8 protein-coding genes are annotated in these 10,776 nt (G+C 75.0%); 5 read left to right on the forward strand and 3 right to left on the reverse strand.

The genetic code is table 11. The features are described 5' to 3' along the window. Window positions 1-830 precede the first annotated feature (830 nt). The 3 genes from L1885_RS15955 (at window position 831) to L1885_RS15965 (ending at window position 5,930) form a co-directional block, all read left to right on the forward strand. Window positions 831-2,237 (forward strand): alkaline phosphatase family protein, encoded by a 1,407-nt coding sequence (locus L1885_RS15955; RefSeq protein WP_235797786.1) that lies wholly within the window; start codon window positions 831-833, stop codon window positions 2,235-2,237. Between the two features lie 392 nt (window positions 2,238-2,629). After that, the gene (gene afsR / locus L1885_RS15960; protein ID WP_235797779.1) at window positions 2,630-5,590 is read left to right on the forward strand and encodes an SARP-family global regulator AfsR; all 2,961 of its coding nucleotides are present in this window, start codon (window positions 2,630-2,632) and stop codon (window positions 5,588-5,590) included. A 163-nt stretch (window positions 5,591-5,753) separates the two neighbouring features. After that, window positions 5,754-5,930: a hypothetical protein gene (locus tag L1885_RS15965; protein ID WP_235797780.1), complete on the forward strand. Its 177-nt coding sequence runs from the start codon at window positions 5,754-5,756 to the stop codon at window positions 5,928-5,930. Between the two features lie 216 nt (window positions 5,931-6,146). Here the strand turns inward: L1885_RS15965 and L1885_RS15970 are convergent, their stop codons facing one another. Next, window positions 6,147-7,049, reverse strand: coding sequence for a LysR family transcriptional regulator (locus tag L1885_RS15970; RefSeq protein WP_235797781.1), 903 nt, complete (start codon window positions 7,047-7,049; stop codon window positions 6,147-6,149). A gap of 98 nt (window positions 7,050-7,147) precedes the next feature. Between L1885_RS15970 and L1885_RS15975 the strand changes: the two genes are divergently transcribed. Then, window positions 7,148-7,894, forward strand: a complete 747-nt coding sequence (locus L1885_RS15975; RefSeq protein WP_235797782.1) for an SDR family oxidoreductase — start codon at window positions 7,148-7,150, stop codon at window positions 7,892-7,894. Between the two features lie 116 nt (window positions 7,895-8,010). On the opposite strand, the gene L1885_RS15980 is transcribed toward L1885_RS15975, so the two are convergent. After that, window positions 8,011-8,640: a hypothetical protein gene (locus L1885_RS15980; RefSeq protein ID WP_235797783.1), complete on the reverse strand. Its 630-nt coding sequence runs from the start codon at window positions 8,638-8,640 to the stop codon at window positions 8,011-8,013. 159 nt (window positions 8,641-8,799) lie between these two features. Between L1885_RS15980 and L1885_RS15985 the strand changes: the two genes are divergently transcribed. Next, window positions 8,800-9,384 carry a hypothetical protein gene (locus tag L1885_RS15985; RefSeq protein ID WP_235797784.1) on the forward strand — a complete coding sequence of 195 codons (585 nt, stop codon included), beginning with the start codon at window positions 8,800-8,802 and terminating at the stop codon, window positions 9,382-9,384. 156 nt (window positions 9,385-9,540) lie between these two features. On the opposite strand, the gene L1885_RS15990 is transcribed toward L1885_RS15985, so the two are convergent. After that, on the reverse strand, window positions 9,541-10,776 hold a 1,236-nt coding region (locus L1885_RS15990), incomplete at its 5' end, for an outer membrane protein assembly factor BamB family protein (protein WP_235797785.1).

Here is a 10,776-nt window from a genome sequence, read left to right on the forward strand (position 1 = left end):
CGCACAGCCCGCCGAGCAGGGCGGCCAGGGCGGCGGCCGCCAGGGGGCGTGCGGTGCGACGGGAGCGGCGCTCCCCCGCATCTCGCGCCGGGCGGGGCGGGCGCACGAGGCGTTCGGGCATGGAACTCACCTTCGGGTAGTCCGGGCTGCTGCTCCGGGCGGGGGACGGTCCTGGACACCGCGTCGACCGGATCAGGTACCCGCCCGGGGGACGCCCCGCCCGGCGGCCCCCGCACGCTCACCCTCCTGGCCGTACCCGGTCCCCCTCCCCTACGTCACCCCCGCGCCGCCCGCTCGGCGAGGGCGCCGGACGGACGCCGTCCGTCCGTGGCCGGGACGGCCGCGCGGGGCGCGCCGGGCCCACCCCGGCGGCCACCGGCGGGCAGGCGGGGGACGCGTGAGGAGGCGTCACGGCCAACGCCCGGCAACGGCGGGCGGTCGGGCACGCGGACCTCCCCCGCACCGGTGCATGGCTTCAACCACTCTTCGCACGCCCGTCACTTGAGGTGGGGGGTCGCCGATCATCCGGGAGCGCGACCGTGTCGGGGCCCCGCACGACCAGCTCCGAAGGGATTCCGGTGAACGACCACCTGGACGACCGCCCCGAGAGATCCGTGCCGACCACCGGCTCCGGCCGGACCGACGCCTCCGCCACCCCCCGCACCTCCCAGGCCCCCCGCACCTCCCGGGCCCCCCACACCTCGCACGCCCCCGAGGCCGCCGAGACCCCGGCGGCTCCCGAGGCCGAAGGCGGCCGGGCGCGCGCCGGCCTGACCCGCCGCAGGCTGTTCGGGTCCGCCGCCGCCGTCGGCGCGCTCGCCGCGGCCGACATGGCCCTGCCCTCCAACGTCCGCAAGGCGCTCGCCGCGACCCCGTCGGCGGCCGGCCGGCGGGGGTCGCTCAAGGACGTCGAGCACGTCGTGCTGCTGATGCAGGAGAACCGCAGCTTCGACCACTACTTCGGCACGCTGTCCGGCGTGCGCGGCTTCGACGACCCGAAGGCCGTGCGGCTTCCCAACGGCGACTCCGTCTTCGAGCAGCCCGACCCGTCGAGCCCGGCGGGCAAGCTGCTGCCGTACCGGCTGGACACCCGCACGACCGCGGGCCAGGTCATCCCCTCGATGAGCCACGCCTGGACGGTGCAGCACCAGGCGTGGAACGGCGGGAAGATGGACAACTGGCTGCCGGCGCACCGGGCGTCCGACGGCGACAGCAAGGGCCCGTTCACGATGGGCTACTTCACGCGGGAGGACATCCCGTTCCAGTACGCGCTCGCCGACGCGTTCACCATCTGCGACAACTACCACTGCTCGGTCATGGGCCCGACCCACCCGAACCGGTACATGTGGATGACCGGCACGATCGACCCGGACGGCGCCGCGGGCGGCCCCGCGCTCGACAACAACGCGGCGGACAACGTCTACTCGTGGACGACGTACGCGGAGCGGCTGTTCGACGCGGGCGTCAGCTTCAAGTGGTACCACGGGCCCGGGAGCGTCACCGGACTCGCGCTGTACCAGAAGATGAAGCAGTTCCAGAGCCTGTCGCCGGACTCGCCGCTGTACGCGCAGACCCTGGCGCCCTCCCCCATCGGGCAGTTCGAGTACGACTGCCTCAACGACAAGCTGCCGACGGTCAGCTGGCTGATGCCGCCGTCCGCCAACGACGAGCACCCGGCGCGCACGCCCGCCGCGGGCGCGCAGTTCGTCTCCGCCGTGATCGACGCGATCGCGTCCAACCCGGACGTCTGGGCGAAGACGGTCTTCATCCTGTCCTACGACGAGAACGACGGGATGTTCGACCACGTCGTCCCGCCGACGCCGAAGGCCGGGACGGCCGGCGAGTTCGTCACGAAGACGTCCCCGACCGGGGTCGACGGCGGCGGCCTGCCGGTGGGCCTGGGCTTCCGGGTGCCGTCGATCATCGTCTCGCCGTGGACGGCGGGCGGCTGGGTCTGCTCGGAGGTCTTCGACCACACCTCGCAGATCCGCTTCCTGGAGAAGGTCACCGGGGTGCGGGAGCCGAACATCTCGGCGTGGCGCCGGGGCAGGGTCGGCGACATGACGTCGGCGTTCCGCTTCGGGGACGCGAAGAAGAAGGCGCCGTCGCTGCCGGACACGAACGCCGCGTACAACCTCGCGCAGTACCAGGGCAGCGAACTGCCGCTCCCGGTGCCGCCCGTGACGGGCCAGCGCGTTCCCCGGCAGGAGCCCGGCAGCCGTCCGCACATCTCCTGACGCCCCCGCTCCCGGCCACGGCGCCCCCCGGGGCCCGGGGGCGCCGGCGCGGGGCCCCGGGGCCGCGACGTGCCCGGCGCTTGCCCCCGCCCCGGCGTCCCGGGTCCCCGCCCCGTCCCCCGCGCGAGTGACACACCCGGGCGCGGGGGCGGGCGCGGCGGGCGCCTCCCCCGGCCTCGTCCCCTTCGGCACCCTGGCCCCTCCGCCACCTGCCGTCACCCGGCCACCGCCACCCTGTCCCCCATCGGGGACCGCTGAGCGCGCGTCAAGGAGGCCGGGCCCGAGTCGTGTCGAGGCCTTGTGCAGACCGGCACCCGCGGCTGACGCGCCCGCCCGCGACAAGGCACACTGTCGGAGCAGTGAATCCGCCAGCGGGGGGCGAGGGGGAAGCCATGGACCGTGACAGCGGGCCACGCGTACCGGAACAGCGCGTTCCGGTAGAGCACGGTGCGGGGCTGGAGGACAGCCGCCGCCTGCGCTTCAGCGTGCTCGGTCCGGTCCGGGCGTGGAGCGACGGCGAGGCCCTGCCCCCCGGCTCGCCGCAGCAGCGCGCCATGCTCGCCGCGCTGCTGCTGCGCGAGGGCCGCACCGCCACCGCCGCCGAACTGATCGACGCCCTCTGGGGCGAGGAGCCCCCCACCCGCGCGCTCGCCGCCGTCCGCACGTACGCGTCCCGCCTGCGCAAGGTGCTCGGACCCGGCGCGCTCGTCAGCGAGGCCGGCGGCTACGCCATGCGCGCCCCCGCCGGCGCCCTGGACCTCCAGGTGGCCCACGACCTCTCGGCGAAGGCTGAGAAGGCCCGCGCCGCGGGCGACCGGCGCGGCGCCCGGGCGCTGCTGGAGCAGTCCCTGGGCCTGTGGGACGGCGAGGCCCTCGCCCACCTGCCCGGCCCGTTCGCCGAGACGCAGCGCGCCCGGCTGGCGGAGTGGCGCCTCGGCCTGGTGGAGACGCGGCTCGACCTCGACCTCGAACTCGGCTGCCACGCGGAGACCGTGTCGGAACTGACCGCGCTGACCGCCGAGTACCCGCTGCGCGAACGCCTGCGGGAACTGCTCATGCTGGCGCTGTACCGCGGTGGCCGGCAGGCGGAGGCCCTCGCCGTCTACACCGACACCCGGCGGCTGCTCGCCGACGAGCTGGGCGTCGACCCCCGCCAGGAGCTGACGGACCTCCAGCACGCCATCCTCACCGCGGACGAGGCGCTCGCCCGGCCCGCCGCCGAAGCGGCCCCGGACCTCGCCGCGCCGCGGCCCGCGCAGCTGCCGGCCACCGTGCCGGACTTCACGGGGCGCTCCGTGTTCGTGGCCGAGCTCGGCGAGAAGCTGGCGCTGGCCGAGCACTCCGTGATGGCCGTCTCCGCGCTCGCGGGCATCGGCGGGGTCGGCAAGACGACGCTCGCCGTGCACGTGGCGCACGCGGCGCGCCCCCACTTCCCGGACGGCCAGCTCTACGTGGACCTCCAGGGGACCTCCGTGCCCGCGGCCGACCCCGCGACGGTCCTCGGCTCGTTCCTGCGGGCGCTCGGCACGCCGGACCGGTCGATCCCCGAGACGCTGGAGGAGCGCTCCGCGCTGTTCCGCTCCACGCTCGACGGGCGGCGCGTGCTGGTGCTGCTCGACAACGCCCGGGACGCGGCCCAGGTCCGCCCGCTGCTGCCGGGCACCCCGGGCTGCGCGGCGCTGGTCACGGGCCGCACGCGCATGGTCGACCTGGCCGCCGCGCACCTCGTCGACCTGGACGTGATGTCCCCCGAGGAGGCCCTCGAACTCTTCACCAAGATCGTGGGTGCCGACCGCGTGCGGGCCGAGCGCGAGGCCGCGCTCGACGTCGTCGCGGCCTGCGGTTTCCTGCCGCTGGCGATCCGCATCGCCGCGTCCCGGCTCGCCTCCCGGCGGACCTGGACGGTGTCCGTGCTCGCCTCCAAGCTCGCCGACGAGCGGCGCAGGCTCGACGAGCTCCAGGCCGGGGACCTTGCGGTGAAGGCGACCTTCGAGCTGGGCTACGGCCAGCTGGAGCCCCCGCAGGCCCGCGCGTTCCGCCTGCTGGGCCTCGCCGACGGGCCGGACATCTCACTGGCCGCCGCGGCCTCCGTGCTCGACCTGAGCGTCGAGGTGACGGAGGACCTGCTGGAGACACTCGTCGACACCTCGCTGCTGGAATCGGCCGCTCCGGGCCGCTACCGCTACCACGATCTCGTACGGCTCTACGCGCGTGCATGCGCCGAACGCGACGAACTGCCCCCGGCCAAACGGGCCGAGGCGCTGGACCGGCTGCTGGACTTCTACCTCGCGACGGCGTCGCGCGTGTACGGCATGGAGCGCCCCGGCGACCGCACCGTCGCGCACCTGGAGCGCGCGGGGCGGCCCGGCCTGTCGTTCACCACCCGGGCCGAGGCCCTGGACTGGCTGTACGCCGAGGCCGCGTCGATCCTCGCGTGCGTCCAGCAGTCCCTGCGCCACCCGGGGCTGCTGCGCCGGGCCGTGGACCTGCTGCTCGCGGCGAAGGACCTCTCGGAGTCGGGCGCCAACTCGCGCGCGTACGAGGCCGCCACGGTCTCCGCGCGGGACGCGGCCCGGGCGGCGGGCGACGCGCACGCCGAGGGCCGCGCGCGCACCACGCTCACGCAGGTGTACATCAAGGCGGGCCGGTTCGAGGAGGCCGACGAGGAAGCCGGCCGGGCCACGGCCCTCGAGGACGCCGCGGACGACGCGTGGCTGCGCTCCAACCTGACCAACGAACGCGGCATCATCGCCTTCTGCCAAGGCCGGTACGCGGACTGCGAGACGTTCAGCAGATCGGCCGTCGAGTCCTTCCGCGCCGACGGCAACCGCCCGGGCGAGGCCAGCGCGCTGTGCAACACGTCCCGCGCGCTGGTCGCCATGGGCCGGACCTCGGAGGCCATCGAGCTGGTCCAGGCGGGCATGGCCCTCTACGACGCGCTCGGCCTGACGCTGCGGCTCGCGAACGCCCGCTTCGCGCTCGGCATCGCGCTCTCGCACGCGGAGCGCTTCGCCGAGGCGATGACCGAGTTCCAGCAGGCCATCGAGGTGTTCGAGGAGAACCGCCAGCGCCTGTGGCTCGGCACGACCTACTTCCGCATCGCCCAGGTGCAGCTCGCCACCGGCCGGCCGGGCCAGGCGGCGCAACTCGCCGAACAGGCCCTGGCGACCGGCTTCATCGGCGGGGACTGGATGCGTGCGAACATCTTGACCGAGCTCGGCAAGGCGCTGAACGCGCTGTCGCAGGCCGGCCGCGCCCGCGCCTGCTGGCGGGAGGCGCTGAGCCTGTACGAGGCCACCGGCGCGGACCAGGCGGCGGAGGTCCGGCTGCTGCTGACGCCCCTGGCGGCCTGAGGCCGGGGCCGTTCATCGAACGTTTAGCGCCTCCTGGCATGCTCAACGCAACGACGATTCGTCGCACGGGGGAAGGACGAATTGTCCGAGGCGCCCGCTCCGCACGGCACGGGGGGTGTCGGGCGGGCGCCACCCACTCACGCGTACACAGGAGCCAGAAACCATGAGCGAACCCACGAAGGACGAGGAAATCACCACCCTCGACAGCCACATCCCGGCTCCTCCGGCCGACGGTGCCGACCCGGCGCCCGCGACGGACGCGGCCGCCGACGCGGACGCGAAGGGTGCGGCGACGGACGAGGACACGCCCGTCAAGCCGCTCGACAGCCACATCCCGTAACTCGCCGCGACGGGGGAGCCGGCCGCCCAGCGGGGGCACGGTCGCGACGGCCCGGAGGGGAGGCCGTCGCGACCGTGGCGGGGTGGGCACGGCGACGCGACGACGTGAAAAAGGTGGGGCCCGCGCAGCCGCGCGGGCCCCACTGCCGTGTGCCGGGTGCGGGCCGACGAGGCGGCGCGGCGGCAGCCCCGCGCGCACCGCGCGAAGGCACGGAGGTCAGGTGAGCGACAGTGCGTCGTCCTCCCGGCGGCGCGCGGTGCCGAGCACCGCGCGTGCGACGTCCTCGAGCGAGCCGAGCAGCGGGTCGTGGTCGCCGGCGCGCGTGACGAGGACGACTTCGCAGGGATCGATGCCGACGACCGGCACGAGCGCGAGGTCCTCGCGCACCGCGGCGCGTCGGTCGCCGGCCGGGAAGATCGCGACGCAGTGGCCCGTGGCGACGAGTTCGAGCTTGTCCTCGTAGCTGTCGTCGGGCGCGGGTGCGGGCGGTGGCGGCCGGTCGCCGACCGGCTTGGGCGTGCTCCAGACGACCGGTGTCGCGGCGCAGCTCACCAGTTCCTCGTCGGACAGGGCCCGCAGGCTCACGGGCTTCCCGTTCGCCAGCCGGTGGCTCGCCGACGTGACGAGCACCCGCGGCTCCTCGTACAGCGAGGTCACCCGGAGGCCGTCCGTGGACCAGGGCAGGGGCCGGTAGGCGACGAGGGCGTCGACCCGGCGCTCGGCGAGGGCGTGCGTGTCCCGCCAGTCGAGGTGCCGGGTGCGGATCCGGCTGCCCGGGTGCCGGCGGCGCATTTCCTGCGCGCAAGCGGTGATGACCAGGCCTTCGGCGCAGCCGACCGTGAGGGTGCGGGGCTCGGCGGCGGCCCTGGCCGCCCCGGCGGCCTGCTCGGCCTCGTGGAGCAGCGCCCGGGCTCCGCGAAGGAAGGCCCGGCCGGCGTCGGTGAGGCTGCTGCCCTGCGGCGAGCGGTCGAAGAGCCGGACACCGAGCTGGGCCTCCAGCCGCTGGATCTGGCGACTGAGCGACGGCTGCGCCAGGTGCAGCCTGGTGGCGGCCCGACCGAAGTTGCCGTACTCCGCCACGACCGTGAAATAGCGCACGAGCCGCAGGTCGAAGTCCATTCGCTCAGCGTACGCCGCCTGCCGTCATACGCCCGGGGCATGACGGCATGCCGAACAGGTCTTGGACGTGCGCCGCGGTGGGCATTTGGCTTGAGGGCATGACGACTTACGACGGCAAGAAGATCGTGATCACCGGCGGAAGCAGCGGTATCGGCCTGGCCACGGCCCGGTTGTTCGCCGACGGCGGGGCGCACGTACTGATCACGGGCCGTACACGCGGTTCCCTGGACACCGCGTCGGAACAGTTGGGGAACAGGGCGACGGCCGTCCGTGCCGACACCGCCTCCCTGGCGGACATCGAGGCGCTGGCCGACACGGTCCACAAGCGGTTCGGCACGGTGGACGCGCTGTTCGTCAACGCCGGCGTCACCGCGTCCGCGCCCTTCGAGTCGACGACGGAGGAGATGTACGACGAGCTGTTCGGCATCAACACCAAGGGCGCCTACTTCACGGTGAAGGCGTTGGCCCCGCTGCTGCGCGAGGGAAGCGGCGTGGTGCTCACCACGTCGGTGGTCAACGCCCTGGGCGTCGACGCGCTCAGCGTCTATTCGGCGAGCAAGGCGGCCCTGCGGTCGATGACGCGGACCCTGGCCCGCGAGTTGCTGCCGCGCAAGGTCCGCGTCAACGCCGTGAGCCCCGGCCCGATCGACTCGGGCATCCTGGACCGCTCCTCGCTGCCCGCCGATGTCGTCGAGGCGACGAAGGACGCCTACCGCGGCACCGTCCCCATGCAGCGGCTGGGGTCGTCCGAGGAGGTGGCCGCCGCGGTGGCGTACCTGGCGTTCGGCGCGACCTTCTCGACGGGGTCGGAGTTCCCCGTCGACGGAGGGGCCTCGCAGCTCTAGGGTCTCCTGCCCCCAGGGCCGTGACGGCGCGGGCCCGGCGAGCCGCGTGCGCCCGGTCGGGGAGCGCCGCCCGCACCACGGCGTCCGGCGGGGCGGCGGGCCTCCTCGCGGGAGGTTCAGATCAGCGACGCCTCGCAGCTGTCGACCTTGCCGACCTCGGACGGGGTGTTCATCTCGACCGTGACGGTCTTCACCTGGCCGGGCCGCAGGGTCACCGAGGAGGAGCCCGAGTCCACGACCGTCGCGCCGGCGTCGCGGAAGACGACGTCGACCTCGAAGCTCGCCGTGCCCCCGAAGCCGTTGCCCGCCGTCACCCGGACCTTCGAGGACGTCACGGCCTTCCGGCCGCCCGCGGCGGGGCTCGCGCAGCTCACGACGGTGGCCGTGGCCCTGGCACCCGACGAGGAGCCCGTCGCGGACTGCGTCGGGCGGGTCCGGGGGCGGTGGCGGGGCGCCCTGGCCGGCCCGGACGAGCCGTCGTCGCCGTACGAGCCTCCGCTCCCGTAGGTGCCGCCGCTCGTGGTGGTGTCGCCGTAGCCGGGGTCGTCACTCGGGTCGCTGCCGGGGTCGTAGGTGCTCCCGCTGCCGCCCGTCGTGCCGCTGCTGCTCGTGTGCGAGGGGCCCGAGCAGCCGCCGCCTCCGCCCGAGGAGTGGCTGTGCGAGTGGCCGCCGTGCCGGGAGAACCCGGTCAGTGCCAGCACCACCGCACCCGCGACCGCGGCGACCTTCAAGCGTTGTTTGATCATGGCGCGTTCTTCCCCGTCCCCCGTGTGAAACCCAGGATTTCCCGGTACCTGTCAAAAGAGGCCCGGACACCCTAGCAAGGACGCCCGCCGCGCCATGGCGGTTCGGCGCCGGGCGGCGTAGCGTCCCGAGCGGGCCGCACCTCACGAAGGAGGCCGACGGTGGTACGCAACGTCATAGGCGGGATCATCGCGCTCGCGGGGGCGGCATCGGCCGTCCTCGGGCCGTTCCTGTCCTGGTACAACGGCCGCGACGGGCGCGACTACCGCCTCTCGGAACTCTTCGAGGCGCAGGGCGTCACGAGCGCGGGCACCGGCGTGTGGGCCTCCCTCGTCGCGCCCTTCGCGTTCGCGGCGCTGGTGACCCTGATCGGGCTCGTGCTGCGGTCGCGGACGCTCATCACGTTCGCCGGGCTCGTCGTCCTCGGCTTCACCGTGCTGTGGATGGTCCGTCAGGGCCAGGCAGCGGGCAGCCTCGCCATCGAGGGGGACGGCTCGGGCCTCGGCCAGGGCGTCGCCTACAGCGCGGGCGGCGGGATCGCGCTGCTGCTGGCCGCGGCCGTCATGAGCGGGCGCAGGCGCCGGGCCGAGCCCGTGCGGCAGACGGACGACCAGGGGCCCGACTCGTACGGGTACGGGTACGGCTACGGCGACGAGGGCCCGCACGACGGACCTGGCGGCTACGACGGCGGCGCGCGCGACGGCCGGGACCACGGCCGCGGCGGGCCGGACCGGTACGGATCCTGACGCGGCGGATCCGGCCGTCGCCGCAGGTCACGTGCGGTGCGGCGGGTCCCGGGCGGCGAGTCCGCCCCCGTTGCTGCCGCCCGCCGGGTCCGGCGCCGGAGTCGAGTGGAGGCCGGGCCGGGGCCGAGTGGTCCGGGGCCCGATGCCGTCCGGCGGTCAGCGGGCCGCGCCGCCGCTTCCGCCCGTCGCCGTGCCCTTGCGCGCGTCGAGCGCGTACACGCAGCGGTCCTTGCTGCACGCGTAGACGACTCCGCGCTCGGCGACCGGCGAGCCGGTGATCTCCCCGCCCGTCGCCAGCTTCCACCGCAGCTGGCCCTCGCTCGCGTCGAGCGTGTACAGCACGTGGTCCGCCGAGCCGAAGTGCAGCCTGCCGTCGGCCACCACCGGGGCGCCGACGATGTCGCCGCCCGCGGCGAAGCGCCACTTGGGCGTGCCCGCGACGGCGTCCAGCGTGTACAGGGCCGCGCCGCTGCCCACGTGCACGTTGCCGCCGGCGACGAGCACCGGTTCCACCGACGCGCGGGACTCCGTCGCGATGCGCCAGCGGTCCTTGCCGGTCGTCGCGTCGAGGGCGTAGACGGTGCCCAGATAGTCCGCGAGGTACACACCGCCGCCCGCGACGGCGGGGCCCGGTGCGAAGGCGGGCGCCGACAGGAAGACCGCGGGCGCCTCGAAGTGCCAGCGCACGTGCCCGCCCGCGATGTCGATCGACAGGACGCGGGTCCCGGCGGCCACGTAGAGCTGCCCGTCCGGGGCGGGCGTGATCCGCACCGGGACGCCGCCGCAGGACGCGGCGTCGCCGACGGGGTAGGACCAGCGCTCGGCGCCGCTGCGCGCGTCGAGCGCCCGCAGCCGGGCGTCCTTCCACACGTAGACCGTGCCGTCGTGGACGGCGGGCCCGGCCTCGGGGGTCTCGAACTCCGTCTGCGCGCCGGTCAGTTCCCACAGCTTCTCGCCGTTCGCTGCCTCCCACGCCTGGACGCCGCCGCCGCGGGTGCCGGTCACCACCGTCCCGGCGTCGACCCTCAGCGAATACACCCAGGCGTCGGTGCCCAGGCGCCAGCGGTCGGAGCCGTCCTTGGCGTCGAGCGCGTAGAGCGTCGGGCCGTCGGAGGCGTGGATGCGGCCCCCGGCCACGGCCATGGACCAGGCGACGTCCCGGGTCTTGAACTGCCGCCTGCCGGTGCCCACGTCCAGCGCGTGCACCTCGAAGCTGGTCACGTACAGCAGGTCCCCGTCGACGACCGGCGTGCCCCACACGTCGTTCGACATGCGAAAGCGCCAGGGCCGCCAGTGCGGGCGGCCGCCGTCCGCCTCGGGCGCCACGGCGGGCGCGGGCAGCGTTCCGCGGCCCTGCGCCGGCTCCCCCGCGGCCGTCCCGGCGCCGGTGAG

The organism is Streptomyces fuscigenes (genome assembly GCF_021556455.1).
Classification (GTDB): Bacteria; Actinomycetota; Actinomycetes; order Streptomycetales; family Streptomycetaceae; genus Streptomyces; species Streptomyces fuscigenes.